General features: G+C 66.4%; 13 protein-coding genes and 1 pseudogene. 4 read left to right on the top strand and 10 right to left on the bottom strand.

The genetic code is table 11. The annotated features are described in order from the left end of the window. The first annotated feature begins 53 nt into the window (after window positions 1-53). Window positions 54-1,544 carry a dynamin family protein gene (locus JOF57_RS22315; RefSeq protein ID WP_209920103.1) on the top strand — a complete coding sequence of 497 codons (1,491 nt, stop codon included), beginning with the start codon at window positions 54-56 and terminating at the stop codon, window positions 1,542-1,544. A gap of 30 nt (window positions 1,545-1,574) precedes the next feature. Next, window positions 1,575-3,401 carry an Hsp70 family protein gene (locus tag JOF57_RS22310; protein ID WP_209920101.1) on the top strand — a complete coding sequence of 609 codons (1,827 nt, stop codon included), beginning with the start codon at window positions 1,575-1,577 and terminating at the stop codon, window positions 3,399-3,401. A 63-nt stretch (window positions 3,402-3,464) separates the two neighbouring features. On the opposite strand, the gene JOF57_RS22305 is transcribed toward JOF57_RS22310, so the two are convergent. The 5 genes from JOF57_RS22305 to JOF57_RS22285 all read right to left on the bottom strand — a co-directional run bounded on the left by JOF57_RS22305 (window position 3,465) and on the right by JOF57_RS22285 (window position 7,994). Next, window positions 3,465-4,400, bottom strand: coding sequence for a type IV toxin-antitoxin system AbiEi family antitoxin domain-containing protein (locus JOF57_RS22305; protein ID WP_209920098.1), 936 nt, complete (start codon window positions 4,398-4,400; stop codon window positions 3,465-3,467). 81 nt (window positions 4,401-4,481) lie between these two features. Further along, the gene (locus JOF57_RS22300) at window positions 4,482-4,955 is read right to left on the bottom strand and encodes a hypothetical protein (protein WP_209920095.1); all 474 of its coding nucleotides are present in this window, start codon (window positions 4,953-4,955) and stop codon (window positions 4,482-4,484) included. 19 nt (window positions 4,956-4,974) lie between these two features. Beyond that, window positions 4,975-5,454, bottom strand: a complete 480-nt coding sequence (locus tag JOF57_RS22295) for a hypothetical protein (protein ID WP_209920093.1) — start codon at window positions 5,452-5,454, stop codon at window positions 4,975-4,977. Between the two features lie 38 nt (window positions 5,455-5,492). Then, the gene (locus JOF57_RS22290; RefSeq protein WP_209920091.1) at window positions 5,493-6,422 is read right to left on the bottom strand and encodes an LLM class F420-dependent oxidoreductase; all 930 of its coding nucleotides are present in this window, start codon (window positions 6,420-6,422) and stop codon (window positions 5,493-5,495) included. Window positions 6,423-6,443: 21 nt separating this feature from the next. Then, complete coding sequence (locus tag JOF57_RS22285) at window positions 6,444-7,994, bottom strand: hypothetical protein (protein WP_209920089.1); 1,551 nt, start codon at window positions 7,992-7,994, stop codon at window positions 6,444-6,446. 62 nt (window positions 7,995-8,056) lie between these two features. Between JOF57_RS22285 and JOF57_RS22280 the strand changes: the two are divergent. Further along, window positions 8,057-9,443: pseudogene (locus JOF57_RS22280) on the top strand (ISL3 family transposase). On the opposite strand, the gene JOF57_RS22275 reads toward JOF57_RS22280, so the two are convergent. The 4 genes from JOF57_RS22275 to JOF57_RS22260 all read right to left on the bottom strand — a co-directional run bounded on the left by JOF57_RS22275 (window position 9,349) and on the right by JOF57_RS22260 (window position 19,585). Further along, window positions 9,349-17,550, bottom strand: a complete 8,202-nt coding sequence (locus tag JOF57_RS22275; protein ID WP_407666594.1) for a BTAD domain-containing putative transcriptional regulator — start codon at window positions 17,548-17,550, stop codon at window positions 9,349-9,351. The pseudogene JOF57_RS22280 and the gene JOF57_RS22275 overlap by 95 nt on opposite strands. An 87-nt stretch (window positions 17,551-17,637) precedes the next feature. After that, window positions 17,638-18,261 (bottom strand): TIGR03085 family metal-binding protein, encoded by a 624-nt coding sequence (locus JOF57_RS22270; RefSeq protein WP_209920087.1) that lies wholly within the window; start codon window positions 18,259-18,261, stop codon window positions 17,638-17,640. 18 nt (window positions 18,262-18,279) lie between these two features. Then, window positions 18,280-18,828, bottom strand: a complete 549-nt coding sequence (locus JOF57_RS22265) for a hypothetical protein (RefSeq protein ID WP_407666593.1) — start codon at window positions 18,826-18,828, stop codon at window positions 18,280-18,282. Between the two features lie 37 nt (window positions 18,829-18,865). Then, the gene (locus JOF57_RS22260) at window positions 18,866-19,585 is read right to left on the bottom strand and encodes an oxygen-binding di-iron domain-containing protein (RefSeq protein ID WP_209923617.1); all 720 of its coding nucleotides are present in this window, start codon (window positions 19,583-19,585) and stop codon (window positions 18,866-18,868) included. Between the two features lie 96 nt (window positions 19,586-19,681). On the opposite strand from JOF57_RS22260, the gene JOF57_RS22255 reads away from it, so the two are divergent. Beyond that, the gene (locus tag JOF57_RS22255) at window positions 19,682-20,461 is read left to right on the top strand and encodes a hypothetical protein (RefSeq protein WP_209920084.1); all 780 of its coding nucleotides are present in this window, start codon (window positions 19,682-19,684) and stop codon (window positions 20,459-20,461) included. 3 nt (window positions 20,462-20,464) lie between these two features. Here the strand turns inward: JOF57_RS22255 and JOF57_RS22250 are convergent, their stop codons facing one another. Next, on the bottom strand, window positions 20,465-21,436 hold the full coding sequence (locus JOF57_RS22250; protein ID WP_209920082.1) for an ABC transporter substrate-binding protein: 972 nt from the start codon (window positions 21,434-21,436) through the stop codon (window positions 20,465-20,467). Window positions 21,437-21,464: the final 28 nt, after the last annotated feature.

Raw genomic sequence — 21,464 nt, 5'->3', positions numbered from 1 at the left:
GCTCCAACAGTTAGTTTCGATTTGACTGGCGGCGAAAGGTTGGACTCCGCAGCGTGAGCACGGCGGATCAGGTGCGTTCGATTCTGGGCGGCACCATCAAGGCGTACCGGGGTGACCCGGCCTACCGAAATCGGCCCGACGTGCACAACGAGCTGGACCGGATCGGACGTCGGCTCAACCAGCCGATCCGTATCGCGTTGGCCGGCACGCTCAAGGCAGGCAAGTCGACGCTCGTCAATGCCCTGGTCGGGGAGGACATCGCGCCCACCGACGCCACCGAGGCCACCCGGATCGTCACCTGGTTCCGGCACGGGCCAACCCCCAAGGTGACCGCCAACCACCGCGGCGGACGGCGTGCCAACGTGCCGATCGCGCGGGATCCGCATGACCGCGGTCTCACATTCAGCTTCGCCGGGCTGAACCCCGAGGACGTGGTGGACCTCGACGTCGAGTGGCCGGCCGCCGAGCTCGTCGACACCACGATCATCGACACCCCGGGAACCTCGTCATTGTCGCGGGACGTCTCGCAGCGAACCCACCGATTGTTGGTGCCCGAGGACGGGGTCCCCCGCGTCGACGCGGTGGTGTTCCTGCTGCGCACCCTCAACGCCGCCGACATCGCCCTGCTCAAGCAGATCGGCGAGCTCGTCGGCGGATCGTCGGGCGCGCTCGGCGTCATCGGCGTGGCCTCGCGGGCCGATGAGATCGGCGCCGGGCGCATCGACGCGATGATGTCGGCCAAGGATGTCGCCAAGCGGTTCACCGAAGAGATGGACAAGACCGGGATCTGCCAGGCCGTCGTCCCGGTGTCCGGACTGCTCGCCCTCACCGCCCGCACCCTGCGCCAGAGCGAGTTCGTCGCGCTGCAGAAGCTCGCCGGCATCGAACCGGCTCAACTGACGAAAGCCATGCTTTCGGTGGACCGGTTTGTCCGCGAGGACAACTCACTGCCGGTGGACGCGGCCACCCGCGCGGCGCTGCTCGACCGGTTCGGCATGTTCGGCATCCGGATCTCGATCGCAGTGATGCATGCCGGGGTGTCCGACTCCGTCGCCCTGGCCGACGAACTGCTGGAACGCAGCGGCCTGATCGCTTTGCGCGATGTGATCGACCAGCAGTTCGCGCAACGGTCGGAGCTGCTCAAGGCGCACACCGCGCTGCTGTCGTTGCGGCAGTTCGTGCAGGTGAATCCCATTTATGCGACGCCGTACATCCTCGCCGACATCGACCCCCTGCTGGCCGACACGCATGCTTTCGAGGAGCTGCGGCTACTCAGCCTGCTGCGCTCGCGCCCCACCACGCTGAACGAGGATGAGATGGCCTCGCTGCGCCGCCTCATCGGCGGGTCTGGCACCGACGCGGCCAGTCGGCTCGGGCTGCAACCCGACGCGCCGTTCGACGGGCCCCGGTCGGCCTTCGCAGCGGCGCAGCGCTGGCGGCGGCGGGCTGACCATCCGCTCAACGACCCATTTACGACGCGGGTCTGCCGGGCCGCGGTGCGCAGTGCCGAAGCGCTGGTCGCCGAGTATTCGTCGCGCCACTAACGAATTGGGCCCCTCCGCCGACATAGGGGTATGCGTGATTGCCTGGGGTTGTCCGTGGGGGCGACCAATCTGGTGGCGATTGCCGACCACACGCCGTTGTTGCGGCGGGCCGTGCTCACGGACGGGTTGGTGTTCACCGATTTCGTGGGACGAGTGGGTGACCCGGTGCCCCTGGTCGCAGCCAACGGGTCGACTCATCGCGCGGAGCAGTTGTTGGCCGGTGCCGTCGAGGCGCTGACGCGTCAGGCCAGCCCGGCGCATCGTCCCGATGTCTCGGTGTTGGCGGTGCCCGCGCACTGGAACTCTGCGGCATTCGAATCCGTGCGCGGTGCAATGCCTGGTGTCCGAGTCGTTCCCGATTCGGTCGCGGCGTTGACGGCCATCCAGTCGTATCCGGGTCTGCCCGCGCGCGGCGTCGTCGCCTTGTGCGACTTCGGCGGCTCCGGCACCAGCCTCACCCTGGCCGACGCTTCTGCGGGCTTCGCCACCATCGGGGAGACGGTGCGGTACCAGGACTTCTCCGGCGATCTGATCGACCAGGAACTGCTGCGCGGCGTCCTGAATGCTCTGGATGCCGAACCGGCCGGCACAGCAGCGGTGGCCGCCCTGACCCGGCTGCGGGATCAGTGCCGGACCGCCAAGGAACAGTTGAGCGATCAGAGTGCGACCAGCCTTACCGGGGTCGGCAGCGCGATCAGGCTCACCCGTGCCGAACTGGACGCAGTGGTGGACCCGCCGCTCGGTGGCGTGATCGAAGCCCTGCTGGACCTGCTACGGCGCAACGGTATTCACCCCGCACAGCTGGCTGCGTTGGTCACCGTCGGCGGTGGCGCGCGGATACCCCTTGTCACTCAACGGCTTTCATCGGCATTCCGCCTTCCGGTCACCACCGTGCCGCAAGCTCAGGTGATCGCCGCCGTCGGCGCTGGGCTGCTGGCCCGACGCGGAGTCGACGAGACCGCGACGCAGATGGCGGTTGCTGCTCCGGTATCGGCTCCCGTTTCGGTTCCCGTGCTCGGGACCGCCACGGTCGCGGCGTCTGCGCTGGCCTGGTCGGCCGAAGACTCGGTGGCTGAGGTCGCCGAGTTCATTCCCGAATCGGTGACCGACGACTCGGCCCGGCCCGAATTCGTGTTCTCCGAGCCGCCGTTGCCGCCCGCTGCCGCGCGTATTGCCTGGTACCGGCGCGGGGGAGTGGTGGTCTATGCAGCGGTGTTCCTGGCTGTTGTCGGCACGGTCGGCATGGTGTTGTCGGCGCGGGCCGATCGGCTCGACGCCGGAGTTGACGGACTCTCGGCGCCGCAAACCGTTCCGGCCGAGTCGCCGTTGGTCCAGGCCGTTCCCGCACCGCCCACCCGGACCGTGGTGGTGCGGGATCCGTCCTGGCCAGGTCCCGCGGCGGCTGCCCCCGCGCAGGCTGCTGCGCCTCGGCCGGCGGCCGCGCCGTGGCTCGTGCAGAGCCGGCAGAGCGCACCGATTGCACCGGCCCCGCGTCGGGCGGCACCTGCACCGGCGCCGGCGCCGCAAGCGCCCGGACCTCGGCCGGCCGCTCCTGTGCCTGCGCCCGTGCCTGTCGGGCTCCCGCCGATTCCTTTGCCGCCACTGGTGTTTCCGCCTGTGACGCTTCCACAGTTGCCGATCCCGACGTTCAAGCCGCCGGTGCCTACGCCGTCGCCTACGCCCACGCCTACGCCCACGCCTACGCCGAGCCCGTCACCTGAGCCAAGCCCTTCGCCGACGCCCGAGCCTTCGCCGACGCCGAGCCCGTCACCGACTGCGACACCTACGCCGGAGCCCACGCAAACGCCCGAGCCGACTCAGACCCCCACGCCCACATCGGTGGCGCCGTCACCCTGAGGCGGCGTGGACTTGAACCTAGGATCGCTGCTCAATACTGACTGGAATCCTCGGTGTTGATGACTATGCGGCGCAGTCGAGTCGAGTGAACTCACACTCCGGCCCACACGGATGCCCGGTTACCGCGATGCCGTGCCGCTGCAGCACCTGAGCGATCTTGCTCGCGGTCTGACACGGCCGGTCGAAGACTTGCCCGTAGGAGAGCCTGACCGTCGAATGGCCGTCGACAGCGGCGTCGAGATCGCGTTCGAAATCCGCATCTCGCCTGGTCGCCGAATCGTGGTGAACCCGGCCGTCGAGCTCGACGATGAGCTGTTCGCCGTATTCGGCATCGCGATAGCAGACGCCGATCGATGACGTGGCCCGCTTCTGTCGCGTGGCCCGAGGTAAGCCGTGCGCCCGCTCCACGCGAGCGAGATAGCCGTGCTCAAGCACTGAGCAGGTGCCGTCGGCGATATCGACCAGCACCGCGCGTAACCACCGACGACGGCGGACCCGTGCCCGTGAATCGAGCACGCGCAGCAGCCGTTGCGCGGTGGTTCGCCGAGATTGGCAGGCATTGGCCATGGCCGCGATGGCATCGAGTTCGGATGCGGCGCGGCATGCAACGTCGAGCGCGGCTTCGTCGTAACGCATCCGGGGTGGGCTGACGTTCCACAGCACCCGCTCCTCAAGATTCACCAGGTGGTGAATGCGGACTCCGGACGGTTCAGCCAATATCGCCCGCTGTTGGGTGACCGCGACGTGGATGGGCGACGCTTCAGCTCCCAGCGCCGATTCGAAACACAGTGCCGCCGGAGCCGCGTAGAGCACCGCCGCCCAAGCGCGTTGCGACCACGTCAGCGGGCCGGTGTGGTCGACGTACACGCCCGCGTGAACCGGCGCCCACTCGTTGCGTCTGAGCAGTCGCCGGATCTCGTGCTCCCGCAGCCCCGTATCCAAGGCCTGCCGACGCGAGATCACCCCATCCTGTTGGCGGAGCACATCGTCAACGTCCACCGACTCGATACTCGTGGACGTGACAACGGCCACCAGACGCATTTCGAGGACCTGTGGATAACCGCCTGCGTCGAGCCGGCGTCAGGGGGTGGCTGGGGCCGGACTGGTCGTGGTCACCGGCGCAGTCGTCGTTGTCGTCGGCGGCGCGGTGGTCGTGGTCGTGGTCTCGGTGGTGGTTGTGGGCGCCTCGGTGGTCGTGGTGGTGGTCGTGGCGGGGGTTTCCTCAACCGTGGTGGTCGGTGCGACCGTCTCGGTGACGGTCTGCGTCGGCGCCGGAACCACCGGGGCCGAGGTCACCACCGATGTCGTCGTTGTCGGAGTCGTCGACGTGGTGGTGGTTGTGGTCGTCGAAGCGGAGTCCGACGAGAACAGCTGCACCAACGCATAAATGACCAGCGCCGCGATGACTGCACCGACAGCGCCCAGGCCGAGCAATGCGGCGGGCTTGCGGTACCAGGGGATGGGCTCGGGAGTGGGCGGCGCGGGCGCGTCGGAGTACTCGCCATAGCTGGGCGCGTACTGCGTCGGCTCGTCGTCGTCGTAATAGTTCGACACGCGCCGATGGTAGGCGTGCTCAGCCGCCGGGCGGCGGATACGGCGTGCGTGTCACGGTGGTGGGGTACTCGCCGTAGTCGATGCCGCCAGGCTGGGTGTACCACGGCGTTGTTGTCGTGGTCGTCGTTGATGTCGTGGTGGTAGTCGTCGTAGTAGTGGTTGTCGTCGTCGAAGTCTCGGAGGTCGTTGTCGGCGAGGTTTCCGTGGTCGTCGTCGTGGTGTCCGACGGCACGACGAATTCGGAGGTCACCGGCAGGCGGGACGTGGTGGTCCGGGTCGTCGTGGACTTCGACGTCTTTGACGACGTCGACGCATAGCTGGGCGGGACGAAATCGATGGGGGCGTCTTCGGGCCCTCCGGAGCCGGTCAGAGCGATCGCGGCCCACAGCACCAGGCCGATCACGGCGAGTGCGGCCGCGCTGGCCCCCGCGACATTCGACGTCGAGTGATGCCAGGGCACCTCGGCGGGCTGCCCCTGATCGTCGTCGTCCACGGTCACGGGGCCGATCCTATGCCGGGCCTTGCAGGGGGCTTCGGTCAGCTCAGCTGACGGATCACCTCACTGGCGAAGAGCTCGAGATGATCCAGGTCGGACTGGTCGAGCATTTGCAGGTAAACCCGCTGCACACCGGCGTCCAGGAACGGGCCCAGCTTGTCGACGATTTCGGCGGGTGTGCCGACCAGCGGTGAATTGCTGCGCAGCTCGTCCACCTCACGGTTGATCGTCGCGGCCCGGGTGGCGATCTGTGCCTCGTCGCGGCCCGCGCACAGCACGAAGGCAGCAGAGTAGGTCACTGACTCGGCCGGGCGACCGGCGTCGGCCACGGCCGCGGCCACTCGCGCGAACTGGGTCTTGAGCGTGTCCAGCGGCACGAACGGCACGTTGAATTCCGAGGCGAACTCGGCGGCCAGTGCCGGCGTGCGCTTGGCGCCGAGGCCGCCGATGACGATCGGCACGGGCGCCTGCGTGGGCTTGGGCAGCGCCGGGGAATCGACGACGGTGTAGTGCTTCCCTGCGAAATCGAAGGTTTCGCCGACGGGCGTATCCCACATTCCGGTCAGGATGCGTAGCTGCTCTTCGAGCCGGTCGAATCGCTCGCCCAACGGCGGGAATGGGATGGCGTACGCCTGGTGCTCGGCTTCGAACCAGCCTGCGCCAAAGCCCAATTCGACGCGGCCACTGCTCATCTCGTCGACCTGTGCCACCGAGATGGCCAGCGGTCCGGGGTGGCGGAAGGTGGCCGAGGTGACCATGGTGCCCAGCCGGATCGTCGAGGTTTCGCGTGCGATGCCGGCCAGCGTCACCCAGGAGTCGGTCGGCCCGGGCAGGCCGTCACCGCTCATCGCCAGGTAGTGGTCGGACCTGAAGAATGCGGAGTAGCCGAGGGCTTCGGCGGCGCGGGCCACCGCGAGCTGATCGGAGTAGGTAGCGCCTTGCTGGGGTTCGACGAACACTCGGAAATCCACGATGCCAGCTTATCGGCGATCTCAAGTGGCCGGCGGTTGGCTGAGCTCGTCGAACCGTGTGAGTGCGGCATCAAGGTCGGCCTCGTCGAACAGTTCGCAGCGGCTGATCAGGTCGCCGTCGAACTCAAAAATCGCACTCTCCCGCCATTCAGCGTCGAAGCCCTGTTGAGAGGCGCCACTGGCCGTAAGGGTGACGACGGCGCCGCGGTTACTCAGGCGATGCACGACCTCGATGTACGTGCTGATGTGCGGTACGTCCTCGAACAAGGCGTGGATGTAGGTGCTCATGTCACCTGCGGCGAATGCTGCCCCGTGGCGGTGGTCGACATTGACCCAGTCCGGCATCAACGCGGGCATTTCGTGTCTGTTGATCGCGGACAATGCCCTCACGAGTGCCGCCCAGGTCTGCGCGTGGGCAGCGGCTTCGCCGGCGAGATATCGGGCGTCCAGTTCGGCGAACGCCGCGTCGAGGTCGTCGGGGTCAAATACGATGCGCGCCACGATTCGGTTGTGCGCGTCAACATCGAGGATGACGAGTCCGTCGGTGTGGAATGCGTCGGGACGCTCGTTGCGACCTGATAAGCGGGTATGGCTGAGGGCCAGGCGCTCTCCGCGAGTCGCAACGATTGTCGACGTGATTGTCGGGTTGCCGACTTCGGCGATGGTTCGCATGTTCGCAATTTCGGCATCTACGCCGTGACGGGTCCCGGAGTTCACGACCGCCCGACGATCGTCCGCGTAGAGATCGTCGGCCAGTATCTCGGCCATGGCGGTCCAGTCGTGGGCCACAAAGTGCACCTCGAGGCGTTCGAGTGCTTGCGTTGCAGCGTTTCCCAGCCGCGACGCCGGTCGACTGAGCTCATCGAAGCGGGCGAGCGCGGCGTCCAGGTCGGCTTCGTCGAAGAGCTCGAACCGCTTGCCTAGGCCACCTTCGAGGGTCAGGAGGTGGAGGTCTCGCCACTCGGCGTGGAATCCTTCCTGCGACGTCCCATGCGAGGTCGTTGTGACGACTGCTCCGAGGTTGCTCAGTCGATGAACCGCCTCGACGTACGCTCTGATATCCGGCGTCGTCTCCCATGCCGCTTGGGCGTAGCGGATCACATCAAACGGCGCCGAGGCTATGCCGCGGCGGTGATCGATGCTCGCCCAGTTCGGCACGGTGGGGAGCAACTCACGCCGGTTGAATGCCGCATAGGTCTGCATGACAAGTGACCAGACTTGCGCATTCTCTGCTGCCTCACCGGCGAGGTACCGAGCGTCGATTTCGGCGATAGCGGAGTCGAAGTTGTCGAGGTCGAACAGGACGTTCGCCGAGAACGTGTTGTCGGTGTCGATCTCCACGAGGCTCAGCATCTCGAGGTTGAACGCCTCGAGCTGCTGACCGCCGCCGGATACGTGGGCACGAGTGAGCGCGAGGCGCTCCCCGCGAGTCGCGATGACTACCAACTCGATGTTCTTGACACCGACGTCGACGACGGCCCGCAAATTCGCTATCTCGGCATCTCGGCCATGTCGCACACCAGCGCCCACCACCCGACGACGGTCGTCACTGCAAATGTCCTCGGCAACCATTTCCGGCTCTTCCGACTTGATGGGGGTCTGGTGTGACCGATTGGGTTCGTGTCGGTGACTGATTGAGGGCTCGCGCCCTTGTCAACTGGGTGTTCTCTACGCATCCAGAGCAAAGGCGCGAGCATGTCTGACAATAGTGGTTCCCTGCTGCTTGGACTCGACGGCATCACCGTGGAGTCCGTGCAAGTCGATGACGGCGATGTCCGCATCGTTGAGGTGGGCACAGCGCTCGAGTGGGTCGGGATCTGCCCGGACTGCCGAACCAGATCGTCGCGGTCGAGGGGTTGGGTCACGACTCGGCCCCGGGACATCAAGATCGGTGCGGACCGGCCGCTGATCATGTGGCGAAAGCGGAAATGGTTGTGCACCAACACCTCCTGCGAACGCAGGTCATTCACTGAGTCGACGCCGTCGATCCCGCCGCGGGCTCGGGTGACGGTGCGAGCCAAGGCGGAGATGGCCCTGGCGGTCCTCGACGACGACCGCTCGGTCAAGGCCGTCGCCGCCGCGTATGGCTGTAGCTGGAACACCTGCCATGACGCGGTGATCGCCACCGCGGATCCGGTCCTGGCCGGTGAACCGCCCCCGGTGCGGGTGCTGGGCATCGATGAGACCCGCCGCGGGAAGGCCAAGTGGGAGACCTGCCCGGAGACCGGGGCCCGGGCGTGGGTGGACCGCTGGGACAGCGGCCTGGTCGACATCACCGGCGCCGGCGGGTTGCTGGTCCAGGTCAACGGGCGTGCCGCGCGGCCGGTGACCGACTGGCTGACCCAGCGCGAGCAGGCGTGGAGGGACGGGATCGAGTTCGTCGCGATCGACATGTCGGGGGCCTACGCCAAGGCCGCCCGCGAGGCGTTGCCGCACGCGAAGCTGATCGTGGATCGCTTTCATCTCGTGAAGAAGGCCAACGAGATGGTCGATCGGGTTCGCCGCCGCGTCACCCAGACCTACCGCGGACGCCGCGGGCACAAGAGCGATCCGGAGTGGATCAACCGCCGCCGGCTGCTGCGCGCCGCCGAACGGCTGACCGACGATCAACGCCACACGCTGTTCGAGAAACTGACCTGCGCAGACCCCAACGGGGACATCGCGGCGGCCTGGATCGCCAAGGAACTGCTGCGAGATGTGCTGGCCTGCACCGACCGTGGCGGTCTGCGCTACGAGATCGGCGACGCGCTGTACCGGTTCTACACGTTCTGCGCGGCGTGCTCGGTACCCGAGATCGTCAAGCTCGCCGAAACCATCTCCGCGTGGCAGGAACCGATGATCCTGGCCATCACCACCGGGCTGTCCAACGCCCGCAGCGAGGGCTACAACAGAATCGTCAAACACGTCGGCCGAATCGCGTTCGGATTCAGAACACCGGACAACCAACGCCGCCGCGTACGGTGGGCCTGCACCCGCCAATCACGGCGAGCGCCATCCAGAACCAGGCTCCGCCCCTGCTAAGTCGGAAGAGCCCCATTTCCACCATGGCGTCCCAGTCGCGAGCCGCGAGGTACGCGTTGAAGCGTTCGAACATTCGGCTGGCCGCGTTTTCCGGCTGCAGCACCGGTCGGCTGAGCTCATCGAAGCGGGCGAGGGCGGCTTCGAGGTCCGACTCGTCGAAGACTTCGCAGCGGTCGATACGGCCGCCGTCGACCGTCGACAAGACAACTTCCCGCCACTCGGCCTCGAACCCCTGATGCGACGTCCCACTCGCCAGATGTGTGACAACGGCTCCCAAGTTGCTCAGCTGATGTACGGCCTCGATGTAGACCGTGACATCGGGCGCCAGGTCCCAAGTGGCACGCATGTAGGCGGGCATTTCACCCTGTGCAAATGCTATTGCTCGCCGGTGATCGATATTGACCCATTCCGGCGACAACCTGGGAATTTCGCGACTGTTGACTGCGGCGTAGCTGCCCGTGATGGTGGACCACGTGTCCGCGTAGATTGCTGCTTTCCCGGCCAGGTAGCGAGATTCGAGTTCAGCGAAGGCGGCGTTGACGTCGTCAAGGTCGAACACGACGATGGCCAAAATCCGCTCATCCGTGTCGATCTCGACCGTCTGATATGCATCGATGTTGAACCGATCCTGTTCGCCCTCTGGCACGCTCACCCGAACACGCATGAGGGCGAGGCACTTCCCGCGGATCGCGACGGTTGTCATCTTGTCGGTTCCCATCCCGACGTCGGCCACTGCGCGCCCATTGGCGATTGCGGCCTCGCGGCCGTGCCGGGCGCCGACCCCCACAAATGGACGACGATCGTCGATCACGGCATCGTCGGCGAGTAATTCCGCCACTGTCCCCCAGTCGCCTGCGGTGTAGGCCAGGTGAATTCGTTCGAACATCTGGGATGCTGTGTTGGACAGGCCCGGCGTCGGTCGGCTGAGTTGATCGAACCTCGCCAGTGCAGCGTCGAGGCCTGTCTCGTCGTATAGCTCGCAGCGGTCGATCAGATCGCCTTCGAACGTGAAAAGGCAGATGTCCCGCCACTCGGCATCGAGCCCCTCCCGCGAGGTCGCTAATGCCGTGTGGACTACGAGTACACCGACATCACTGAGTCGATGCACTTCCTCCACATAGATGGTGGCTTGCGCCGTGATATCCCATGCGGCGCGAAGGGCAGCGCCGAGGTCGCCTGTCTCGGTTGCAACTACTCGCCGGTGATCGATGTCGATCCAATCCGGCGTTGTCGCCGGGAGTTCGTACCGATTGAGTGTGGCGTAGGTGTCAGTGACGGCCGACCACGTCTGCGAGTGCGCGGCCGCTTCGCCAGCGAGGTACCGGGATTCAAGTTCGCCGAAGGCGGCGTCGAGGTCGTCCGAGTCGAACAGGACGGCTCCGCTGAATCGGTTGTCGGTGCCTAGCTCAACGATGCACAGCATTTCCTGGTAGAACGCCTCGGTCTTTTGACCGCCGCCCGCAACGCGGACATGGGTAAGTGCGAGGCGCTCTCCGCGGGTCGCGATAGTCACTGACTCGTGTTTCCTGACTCCGACGTCGAGGATGGACCGCAGGTTTGCGATCCAGGCGTTGCGACCGCGTTGGATGCCGCCGCTTACCACCCGACGACGGTCGTCAGTGCAGGTATCATCGGCGGCCATTTCCACCATGGCGTCCCAGTCGTGAGCCGTGAGGTATGCGCTGAAACGTTGGTACATGTGGCTCGCGGTGTTCTCCAATCGGGGCGTTGGCCGACTGAGTTCGTCGAATCTTGCTAGCGCGGTGCCGAGGTCGTCCTCGTCGAATACCTCTATTCGGTTGAGCAGATCGCCTTCAACTCCCACGATCGCGACCTCCCGCCACTCGGCATCGAAGCCCTCTCCCGAAGTCGCGCATGCCACTTGCGTGACGAGTGCTCCGATGTCGCTCAGCCGATGAACCGCCTCGATCCAGATAATGTTGCGCAGCTCCGTGGCCCAGCTGGCCCGGATAAATGCAGTCAGATCGGCGGGACCCCGTGATGTGCTCCGCCTGTGGTCGATGTCCACCCAGTCGGAGGTCGTTGCGGCGAGTTCGCGCCTGTTGAGCGTTGTGTAGGCGTGTGTGATGACCGACCATGTCTGCGCGTATTCGGCAGCGTCACCGGCGAGGTAGCGGGCGTCGAGTTCCTTGAAGGCGGCGTCGAGGTCGTCGGGGTCGAAGGTGACTGTCGCGGTGACCTGACCATCGCTGTCGATCTCGATGACGTGCAGGAGATCGGCGCCGAACCCGTCGGTGCGCGCGAAATGAGCACGAGTAAGGACGACGCGATCGCCACGGGTTGCGATCGCCTTTAACGTTTGCGTTGCGCCGAGATCAGCTGCTACCCGGAAGTTCTCGATGAAGCGATCCCGGCCGATCTGCAGGGCCGCATTGACGACCTGACGACGGTCGTCGAAGCTGATTTCGTCAATCACCATCTGCGCCATGGCGTCCCAGTCGTGGGCGGCGAATCGCTCTTGAAAGCGATCTGTCACCTGGCTTGCCGCGTTTTCCAGCTGGGGCACCGGTCGGCTGAGTTCGTCAAATCGGACGAGTGCGGCATCGAGGTCGGCCTCGTTGAAAATTTCGCATCGGTCGCCCATGTCGCCGTGGACTGTCAGGAGCTGGATCATCCGCCACTGCGCGTCGAAGCCTTCGTCTGAGGTCCCGCGCGCTCCTTGTGTGATGACGACTCCGCGGTCATTCAACCGATGTACAACTTCGATGTACATGTAGAGGTCGGGTATGAGATCCCATGTGGTGCGGAACAATGCGGTCATTTCGGCCGCATTGATCGTGGTACGCAGCCGATGGTCGAGGATGCGATAGTCGGGCGTCGTCGCGGGGAGTTGGTCGAGTTCGCGCCGGTTGAGCGCGGCGAAGGCACCCGCGACGACTGACCAGGTGTGCGAATGGGCCGCCGCCTCGCCGGTGAGGTAGCGCGCGTCGAGCTCGGCGAAGGCGGCGTCGAAGTCATCGGGATCGAATACGACGCGCACCAGAACCTGGTTGTTGGCGTTCACCTCGATGATGTCGAGGAGATCGCTGCGGAAGGATTCGGCTTGCTGTCCTGCCGCCGAAGCTCGGCTACGACTCAACGCGAGGTGTCTGCCACGGGTTGCGATCACTTCTGACTGGAGTTCGGTAACCCCGACGTCAGCGATAGCCGAGATCTCGGCAATCACGGCGTCCCGCCCATGTCGGTGGCCGGCGTTCACCACCCGACGACGATCCTCGGTCGAAACGTCCTCGGCCAAGATCTTTCGAATGGCATCCCAGTCGCGAACGGCAAAGTTCGCCATGACGTCCCGGTACACGCGACTGGCGGCGTTTTCCAGCCTCGGCGCTCGCGGACGCTCTTCCTCGAACCGGGCGTACGTGGCGTCGAGCTCGGCGATCGCCGCGTCGATGTCTTCGACGTCGAAGGACACTTGCAGGCTGATGCGGCCTGCGGTGTCCAGCCCGATCAGATGCAGTAGCTCGTCGCGTGGTGCGCCAGGATTCTCGTCTGCAGTACCCAGCGTCGAGCGGACCAGAGCCAGGCGTTCGCCGTGCGCGGCGACAAGCTCCCGATGGATCTGTACGACGCCGATCTCAGGGAAACGCTTTGCCCTGCCCGCCCACTCGCTGGGCGAAATTTCGGTACGCGAGAAGCCGACGATCTTCCGGCGGCTCTCAAGCGAGATTCGAGGAGCGAACACCTGATCCAACTCGTCCCAGCCTTCGCGGCTGGCGCTGTCGTCCAACCGGCGGATCGCCCGCACACAGGCAGTGTCCGACCCGATGTCCTCCTCCGACGAGTCAGCGTGGATATCGAACTGCGACTGAAGGCGTTGGGACCATTGGCGCTTCGGGTGGTCTGGTGGTGATTGCGGCGCTTCGAGTTGAGCGTGCAGGGCGTCGAGCTCGGCCAGCGCGGCGTCGATATCGTCGAGATCGAACCAGATCTGAAGTGCGAAACGATCTTGCTCATCGATGCCGTACAGCTGGAGAAATTCGTCCTGCGGAGCGCCGAGGCTTTCATCGACAGTGCTGATGCTTACCCGTGCGAGTGCGAGGCGCTCGCCGCGAACGGCAAGAACAACTTCGCTCGCCCGCATGATCCCGCTCTCGAGGTCGCACCTCGTCTGGTGCACCACTTCGTCTTGTCGGAAGTCGGTCCGCCCGAAGCCGACAAGCTTGCGCCGACTCTCAACGGTGCCGTCGGGCGCAAACAGCCGCTCAAACTCATCCCACGCTTCGGCGTCGACGGCTGCCGCGACACGTTCGCTCGCCTGGATAGCCGCGGTGCGAATCTCGACCGGCGCTTGGGGCTGCGCGGGTGCAGCGGGCGGTGCCGTGGCAGTCCGCTTCCCAAGCAGCGCGCTCGCCCTTTCCACCAGCGCCGCAGCGCCTTTCTGGTCGTAAAGACCGGCCGCATGCTCGGCCGCGGCCCGTGCCCCCGCGGTGTCGCCGGCGGCGTCCAACACCGTCGCCAATGCCAGACACGCATCGCCGTGGTCGACCAACGCATCGGTGCGTCCAGCAATGGCGACAGCTTCCTCGGCCACCTGCCGGGCCTCGCGATGCCTGCCGTCGCGCGAGAGCAGCTGTGCCCGAACTGTGCGCCACGTGATCGATGCCTTCAAGGCGTGGCCGGCGAGACGCTCACTCTCTGCGCACAATTCTTCAGCCTCGGTATCGCGGCCGAGTAGCAGACAAGTACGTGCCAACAGTGCGGCGGTTTCCGCCGTGTCAGCCTCAAGTCCCATGCGGCGAAAGCCGGTGTAGGCCAGACGAAGATGTCGCTCGGCTGCGGCGGGGTCATCGATGACCAACTCGACGATGCCGGCGAAGTGTTCCACTTCGACGAGCGCATGGCGCAAGCCCAGCTCGGTGACGGTGCGCCGCGCCGAATCGATCATCCGCCGGGCCGCGGCAGCCCGGCCGCGGAACGCCTCCAGGACCGCCTGGCATCGGGTCGACGTCGCTTCGACTGCGGGCGAATCGGTCGTGATCCGCAGGAGACGTACCACGTCAAGGCATCGTCCGCCCGCGCGAGGAACCGGGTTGGGTCCCCACAACGCGGCCAGTGGCGCACCCGCGAGGACCTCGTTCACCCGGCGGTGTTCATGCGCTCGACGGGCGGCGGTGAGGGCGTTGTCCAACGCGACTTCGCAGTCACCGATGCGCCCAAGGCGTGCCAGGCATCCGGCCCGTATTGTGTGCGCTTTGGCTTCCCCTGCAGCGTCACTCAATTCGGACAAGGTCGCGGCAGCCGCGCCCACCGCGGCCTCGATCTGGTCCAGGCTCTCCGGGTCGACGAGCATCGAGAGCTCACCGTCGAAGCACGTCGCCCATGCCGTGAGCCGGTCTGAATCCCTTGCCCCCGACTTCAATTGCGAAACAGCGCCCGCTGCGGAGGACACATCGCCCGCGGCCAGCAGAGCCTCGCAGCGTGCCACCAGTAACTCGACGCGCTGGCCGTCGCGGTCGGAAACCTCGTCGTCGAGTTCGTCCAGCGCGTGGAGGGCGTGGTCGTACAGGTCGGCGGCACCCTCGTAGGCCAGTCGTGTCATTGCCTGGTCGGCCGCGCGCCGGCAGTATTCGACAGCTTTGAGAGCGTTTCCCGCCCATGCGCATTCGAAGTAGTGGTGTGCCAAGTCGGCCAGGAGTTCGTCGTCGGCACCGGGCTCGTTCTCCAGCGCCGAGGCGATGCGCTGGTGCAGCCGCATGCGCCGCACGGAGGCGAGTTCGGCGAGCAATGACTGGCGGACGATGGCGTGGTTGAACCGGTACCGACCGCCGGGCTCCTCGATGACGATTCCGGCCTGGCATGCCTCGTCGAAGGCATCGACGAGTTCTTGGCCGACCACCAGCTCGACCAAATCGATGGCGAACTGGCTGCCGACGACAGCGGCAGCAGCGAGTGCCTTGTTGGTCTCGGTCGGGAGCCGGGAAAGTCGGCGGCTCACGGCTTCTCGGACCCCCTGCGGCAGGGTGCTGGGGTCCCAGTGGCCGCCGCTTTCGTCCACATGACGCAATGCCTCGATGAGGAAGAACGGGTTGCCGCCGGTGACCGACGCCAATGCACGGGCCAACTCGTCGTCGTACCCGGCTTCCGTGACGTAGGTGGTTACGTCGTCTTCATCGAGGCCGGTCAGCACGACGCGGCTGCCGCTGCCGTCGCGGTGGAGATCGGCGAGCATGGCCGCCAGCGGGTGCGAGCGGTCGAGGTCGGTACTGCGGTAAGTGCCGACGATCTGCACGCGGGCATGCTCACCGAACCGCAGGAGATGACGTAGCAGCAGCAGTGTGGGTTTGGCCGCCCAGTGCAGGTCGTCGAGTACGAGGACGATGGGCACGTCCGCCGAGGCAACGCCCAGCAGTGCCACGACGGCGTCGAACAGTGCGTAGCGTTCGGTGTCCGGGTCGGCGTGCGGTGGTGCGGCGAGATCGGGGAGGACGTCGGTCAACCCGGGAACCAGCGGCAGCAGTGCTTCGACGCCGCGCATTCCGCGCAATCGGTGCGTGCCGACGCAGGGCACGAGCGTGCGTAGTGCTTCGGCGAATGGCTGGTAGGGCGCACCGAGATCCTCATCGGAGCGGCCGTACAACACCACCGCGCCCTGTTCATAAGCCTGCCTTGACCATTCACCGGCCAGACGCGTCTTGCCGACCCCCGGTTCGCCGGAGATCAGGGCCACGCGGGCACCAGCGGTGAGCGCGGCCTGCCACGATGCAGCGAGCTGCCCCAGTTCGTGGCTACGTCCGACGAACGGGCCTGGGCCGACGAGCACCGTGGGAAGGTCGGGCCGCTCAACCGGTGCATCGCTTGGGACCGCCGCGCTTTCCTCGGTCCCGAGGCGCAGCTCGAATACGTGCTCGGGTCGGGCCAGATTGCGCAACTCGCGCATGCCCAGATCGTCAAGCACGACGTCGTCGCGCAGCGAGTCGACCACGAGTTCGGCGGTCGCGCCCGAGCACAGAATCTGACCCCCTGCGGCGAGCGAACGCAGCCGGGCCGCCCGGTTGACGGCGCGTCCGAAGTAGTCGCCGTCGCGTTGCTCTGCCTCGCCGGTGTGCAGGGAAATGCGAATTCGGATGGGCGCCTTCAGTACCCACGGCTCGTGGAGAATCGCATCCTGCAGCTCGAGGGCGGCCGCAGCCGCCGCAGACGGGCGGTCGAAGACCGAGAATGTCGCATCACCCTCACCGCGCGTCTTGATCAGCCGGCCGCCGCGGGAGGTGACGACCTGTTCGACGAGCTCGTCGTGGCGGGCCAGCGCGACCGCCATGGCATCGGCGTCTTCCTCCCAGGCAGCGGTCGATCCCTCGATATCGGTCAGTAGGAAGGTCACCGCCCGCATCACGGAGGGAACATGTTGTACCGCAGGGACTTCTAGCGAAGGGTCTTGTGCGACGATCGAGGCTTCGAGGCGCCGGAGATCCGGTCCGGGGTCGACACCGAGCTCTCCGGACAGGACCGCTTGTGCTCGTTTGAAGGCACCCAGGGCCTCGCCCTGCCGGCCGGCGCGGTAGAGCGCGAGCATCAGTTGACCCCAACGTCGTTCGCGCAACGGTGCATCGCCGACGGCGGCTTCGAGCTCACCGATGAGCTCTGCGGCCCGACCGGACGCGAGCAGCGCATCGGCCCGGTCCTCCACCAGCGCGGCGTGACCCTCGATCCAGCGGGTCTTCTCCGAGGCCCCCCGCTGACTGTCGGGAAGCTCGGGGATACCCCGCCAGAGCGCCAACGCCTCGTCGAATCGTGCCACGGCCCGGCTGGTATCGCCGGCGCCGAAGGCGTCCCGTCCTGACCTGGCCGCCGCCCGGTATCGCGAGGCGTCGACCTCGGTGGTGCTCAGCCGCCAACCGGTCCCTTCGGTCAGCACGAAGCCGTCGCCGAGGGTGTGACGCAACGACGAGATGTGGGTCTGCAGGGCCTTGGCGGCGGTGCGTGGTGGAGCGTCGCCCCAGAGCAGTTCCATGAACACGTCGGCGGGGACCACCGAACCACCGTGGAGACCGAGCATCGTGAGAATGGCGCGCGGCTTCGCGCCCGGCACTGCGACGGGCGCGCCGTCTTGTCGGACCTGGAGAGGCCCCAAAACGCCCAGTTCCACCGATAAAAGCGTACTCACGCGGTAATCGTCGTGGCGACGATTCAACGCACGGTCAAGAACGAGTAAAGGGGTGGATGACCTGGGGTTCTACAGCCCGCGCCGGGCGGCACGCAGCGCCGCAACGGCGCCGTCGTCACCGGAGAACGTCACGCGGGCCGGTTCGCGGCCGGCCGCGAACAGCAACAACTCGCCCGGATCCCCGGTCACCGTCACCTCGGGACCGGAGCCGACGGTGGCGAGCGCCTTGCCCTCGGGCGTCGTCAGGGTCACCCGGGCGGGCTGGCCCTTCATCGCCATGCGCGCCATGCCGGGCACCAGCCGGGTCAGAAAACCTACCGTGCTGGCATCGAGATTCCTGGGCTCCCAATCAGGTTGGGCGCGGCGGACGTCCTCGGTGTGGATGAACATCTCGCCGACGTTGACCAGCGGGTCCAGAAGCTTGAACGGCGAATACAACGGCGGTCCCGCGGTGATCTGGTCGACCAGGTCGGACCAGTCGGTGTCCTCGCTGACTTTCCGCTGCACGCGCTCGGTATAGCCGGCAAGCTGCGGCACCAGGATGCCGGGAGCGGCGTCGAGGCGGCGTTCGCGCACCAAAATGTGGGCGGCCAGGTCACGGGTGGTCCAGCCCTCACACAGGGTGGGCGCATCGGGGCCTGCGGCGCGCATGGACTCGACCAGTGCGGCACGTTCGCGCCGAGCGACAGTCATAGACCGACTCTAGAAGCTCTAGAAGGTTTTCACTCCCTGGACAGCGATGGTCATCCCGTGCCCGGTGCTGTCGTTGCTGATCCGGGTGCCATCCTCACCGGCATCGATGGTCCAGCCCACGGCGCGGTACTTGCGATAGTCGAGGGTGACCACCGGAATGTCGCCGAGGTTGCCCACGACCCACTTGAGCTGGCCGTCTGGGGTGAGTTTGACGCCGTTCGCGTGCTCACCGTCGATCACCGGTGAGTCGGTGAAGTCGGATTCGCAGCCGACGTCCTGCTTGGAAAGTTGGCAGCGTGTCAGGCCGGACTTGGTCTCGATGAAGACGTACCCGTTCTGTGGCTGCAGCGTTTCGGCCCCGGACGGCGGAGCGGACGCCGAGGTGCTCGACGGAGCGGTGGTGCTCGGCGACGGCGCCGGACTGGACCGGGTGGGCCGTGCGGTCGGGAAACTCGGCTCGGTCGGTGATTGCGGGCTGGTGGCGGGAGTGCCTTCGATGCTCGATTGGCAGCCGGACAGCAGGGCGCCGGCAGCCATCACGGCGCTCACGAATTGCCACGCCTTCACCGCGACAAGGCTACGCATTGCGTGTGGTCACGGCCGGCTATGACGCGCCGAACAACCCCGTGTAGCCGTCGGCGAGCGCCCGCAACTGACCGGCGCCGTCACCGTGGAAGGACGCGCCGTGCATCAAGGCCAAGGTGGTGGGGTTCAGCTCGGCCAGTTGGGTCAGGGCGGGAATCAGGTTGGTGGTGAGGCCGGTGGCGTGGAACACCGCCTCGGCATCCAATGCCGGCGCCACACAATCAGATTCGGTGAGCGCCTGGCATTGCCCGGTGTGGGTGAACAGATCGCCGGCCAACAGCGTCGACGTGGCCTCGTCGAACCACAGCCCGGCTTCCCAATTGTGCGGAACATGCGGGGTGGCGATGAACCGCAGGCGGTGCCCACCGACGTCGTGCACATCATCCAAAGGTGCTGCGACCGGAGCGCGATCGCACATGTCGGTCAGCGACAACATGATGGCCAGCGGGCCGTGGATCACCTCGGCGTCCGGCGCGGCCGCCAGGAACTGATTGACCGCACCGCACTCGTCGGCCTCGAGGTGGCCGAATGAGATCCAGCGCAGCCGGGTCAGCGGCAGGATCCGCTCGATGGCCGCCGAGACCTGCGGAAACAGGAACCGCTGGCCGGTGTGGAACAGGAACGGCTCGTCACCGGTCAGCAGGAACTGGTTGAAGGTGAAACCGTGCTCGGTGATCCCCGGTATCCAGGTGGAGAGCCGGTAGATGTCCGGGGCGATCTCATCGACGCGGGTGTCCAGGTCGGAGGCCATATGACCATGGTCCGCCCGACGATTCCCGATGGCGGGGTTTTGCCGTCTTGGGAATTTCCCAGCTGCGTCACCTACCGTCGTCGCGTGCTCGGCAAAGCCCTCGATGCGTTTCTGGACTCTCCGTTGTCCGGGATCGTGCCGTGGGCGCTGATGGCGATTCTGGCCGGTCCGGGCCGCTACGAGATCGCGGTATGGGGCGCGCTCGGTTTCTCGCTGCTGGTGCTGGCACTGGACCGTCGTCGCAACATCCCGGTCCACGTGCTGGAGATGCTCGGAGTGGTCTTCTTCGTGGTGCTGGCCGCCGTCGGCCTGGTGGCCTCCAGAGGAGAGAAAACGTGGCTGGAGATGTGGGCGGGGGAGATCACGAATGCCTCGTTGGCGATTTTCGCCCTGGTCAGCCTGATGATCGGCCGGCCGTACACCACGGCGTACGCGCGTGACGTCACCCCGCCGGACCATTGGGATACGCCGCTGTTCAAGCGCACCAACATGGTGGTGACCGGGGTGTGGGCGGCGGCCTTCGGCTTCTCGGCGTCGGTCGGCTTCCTCGGGGATGTGCTGTACGGCAGTACCGACAATTTCTGGACCGGTTGGATTCTGCAGCTGGCCGCGCTGTTCTTCGCGGTGGCCGTCACCGAGTTCTATCCCGAGTACGCCCGGGCCAAGGACGCGGCGCATGAGCTGCACCCGGTGCCGTCCTGGTCGCGGGTATTGGAGTGGCTGCCACCGTTTGTGCTGGCCACCGGTGTCGCAGGTTGGCTGCTGGCCGCCGTCAGCAGCGGGGTGGCTGCTGAGCTGGTGGTGGTCGGCGCGTTCGGCACGGCACTGCTGCGACGGCGTGAGCTGCGGGCTGGGACGACGTAGCTGTCAGGACTTGCTCGGCTGCGGCAGGAACTGGTTGTCGAGGAACTTTGCGTAGTCGGGCAGTTGCGTGCTCGGGTCGATCGACTTCTGAGTTTTGGCCCACGTCCCGAGTTCGGCCAGCTTGCCGGCCAGGTCCGGATTCAGCTGGATGGTGAAGTCGAACTCGGTGAGCACGGTGCGCAGAAGTTCGGGGTCCAGCTGGGTGGCCTTGGCGACGGCGTCGGTGGCGGCGTTGTCGTGTTCGGACAGGGCAGCACCGGCGTCACCGAGGGCGCTGAGGAATGCGGAGATCGCCTTGCCCTTGGTTGTGACGGCGGCTTCGGTGGCGACGAACAGGCTGTGCTGGTTGTAGGTTCCACCGCTCAGGGCCACCGCGTCGTCGCCGAGGGCCTTGATGGTCTGCGCCTGGTAAGGCTGGAAGATCGACACCGCGTCGACGTTGCGTTGCGTGGCGGCGGTGACGATGGCCGACGGGGAGACCTGCACCAGCTCGGCCTTCGTGTTGTTCTGTGCCAGAGCATTCGACACGTAGTAGGCGGCGCTGGTGCCCAGCGGAGTGCCGATCGACTTGCCGGCCAGATCGGCGATGGTGTTGATGCCGGCGCTGCGCCGGGCGACGATATGTGAGCCCTCCCAGCGAGATCCGTCGGCGATCACCCGCAGCGTGGGGGTACGGGTCAGCGCGGCCGAGGTCGGCACATCGGCAGCGGTGGTGATGTCGACCTGCCCGGCCGCGGCGGCCTGCAGCGCCTCGACACCGGATTGAAAGTTCACCACCTTGACGTTGACGCTGTGCTTGCCGAACAGACCGGTGTCGGCGGCGACGGGGACCTGCGCCCAGGACGGGTCGACGACGAACCCGACGGTGAGCTGATCGGCGTTCGCGGTGCCCGCATCGCTGCAGGCGGTGCCTGCCACGGAGAGCGCGGCGGCGGCAACTGCTGCGGCGACGATGCGCCGAAGAGGGGTCTTCACGGATGGGTTCCTTTGTGGGGGTAGGGGG

Origin of the sequence: Mycolicibacterium lutetiense (assembly GCF_017876775.1) — a bacterium.
Lineage (GTDB): Bacteria > Actinomycetota > Actinomycetes > Mycobacteriales > Mycobacteriaceae > Mycobacterium > Mycobacterium lutetiense.
Note: the sequence above shows the minus strand (reverse complement) of the source record. Positions and strands in the feature narration are given on the sequence as shown.